The sequence below is a fragment of the Cognatundibacterium luofuense genome, assembly GCF_018139685.1.
In the GTDB taxonomy this organism is placed as follows: domain Bacteria; phylum Pseudomonadota; class Gammaproteobacteria; order Burkholderiales; family Burkholderiaceae_D; genus Undibacterium; species Undibacterium luofuense.
Genome location: NZ_JAGSPN010000618.1, coordinates 1 through 286 on the forward strand (window position 1 = coordinate 1; position 286 = coordinate 286).

Here is a 286-nt window from a genome sequence, read left to right on the forward strand (position 1 = left end):
TCTCAATGATGACGGCATATTTGGCCAGCTCAACCACTTCGTTGTCATCCAGCGAGTAGCGGTTACGCATTTCAACCGGTACATCCACGGTTTTGACTGAACGACCAGCCTTGGCTTCGCCAGTAAATTCCATCTTGATGAGTTTAGAACCAATGTTGCGACGGATCACAGGCAATTTGCCTTGTTCCAGCATCGGTTTATGCACATAAAATTCATCCGGATTCACCGCTCCCTGCACCACGGTTTCACCCAGACCATAGCTGGAAGTGATAAACACCACATCCTT

Annotated in this window: 1 protein-coding gene; it reads right to left on the bottom strand. The window is 48.3% G+C overall.

Annotation, left to right across the window (positions count from 1 at the left end):
- The coding region (locus tag KDM89_RS21895) for a PEP/pyruvate-binding domain-containing protein (RefSeq protein WP_329604734.1) at positions 1–286 on the bottom strand (286 nt) is incomplete at both ends.